We start from the raw sequence: 1,195 nt of genomic DNA, 5'->3' as shown, positions 1-1,195 counted from the left end.
TATACTGATATGAGGAAGTCAATAGATGGGTTATATGCCATCATCCAGGATAAGTTTCCGGAAACAGAAAGTTCCAATGCGCTCTACCTTTTCTGTGGAAGAAGATGTGACCGTATCAAAGCTCTTTTAAAGGAACCTGATGGAATGGTCATGATCTACAAAAAGCTTACTGCAGTCCAGGGAAGATATCGCTGGCCAAGAGACAAGTCTGAGGTACGCAATCTCTCTTGGAGGGAGTTTGACTGGCTTATGTCCGGTATTGACATCGAACAGCCAAAAGCGATCAAAACATCCTGAATAGTGCACAGTGAAACCATCATTTTTCCTGTATTTTCATCACTTTTTTATCTCTCTTTTTCTGTAAAAAATGCCGTTTTTCTGGTATAATAGACAGCAGAAAAGAGGTGAAAAACAGTGGCACAGAATGCAAAAGATATCCAGCTGAGGGATCTGAAAGATCTGACAAATGAACTTCGCGAAACAAACAGGCTCCTGAAAAAAATGCTTGAAGAATCTCAAAAACGTGAAGAAGAGCTCAAACAGGAACGTGATAACCTGAAAGGGCAGATTGATTACCTTACGAAAAAACTCTTCGGATCCTCCAGTGAAAAAGGCATCGGCCAGATCCCGGGGCAGATGGGTCTTTTTAATGAGGTGGAAGCTTCTGCTGACCCATCCCTGGAAGAGGAAAATGCAAAGGATGCCACTGAAGAAAACAAGGAAGATGTATCCAAAAAGGGCCCCAGAAAAAAGCGTTCAACTGACAAGGAACGTTATAAAGGAGTCCCTGTAGAGAAAAGATATCTGGAACCATCAGAGGGAACGCCGGTCTGTGAGGAATGTGGAAGCCTTATGGAGAAGATCGGCGAGGAGTTTGTGCGCCGTGAACTCAGGATCACTCCTGCACGTGCAAAAGTGATCGAATACTACAGCGTGAACTATGCCTGCAAGCAGTGTATGGATGACGCTGTTTCACCGACTATCGTAAAAGGCAAGGATGGAAAGGCCCATATGATGTACGGTATGGCATCTGCTTCTACAGTTGCCTGGATCATCTGCCAGAAATACTGTAATGGAATGCCGCTTTACAGGATCGAGCAGGATCTTGGAAACCTTGGGGTAAAGATCGGCCGTGCCACACTGTCAAACTGGGTGATCAAAAATGGGACTGCATTTTTCACCCCTATGTATGAGT

2 protein-coding genes are annotated in these 1,195 nt (G+C 44.4%); both read left to right on the top strand.

Annotation, left to right across the window (positions count from 1 at the left end):
• The coding region (gene tnpB, locus ACTNC0_RS18175; RefSeq protein ID WP_441088484.1) for an IS66 family insertion sequence element accessory protein TnpB at positions 1 to 297 on the top strand (297 nt) is incomplete at its 5' end.
• Positions 298 to 414: 117 nt separating this feature from the next.
• On the top strand, positions 415 to 1,195 hold a 781-nt coding region (locus ACTNC0_RS18170), incomplete at its 3' end, for a transposase (RefSeq protein WP_441088483.1).

The sequence above is a fragment of the Blautia sp. HCP3S3_B11 genome (assembly GCF_052064435.1).
In the GTDB taxonomy this organism is placed as follows: domain Bacteria; phylum Bacillota; class Clostridia; order Lachnospirales; family Lachnospiraceae; genus Blautia_A.
Note: the sequence above shows the minus strand (reverse complement) of the source record. Positions and strands in the feature narration are given on the sequence as shown.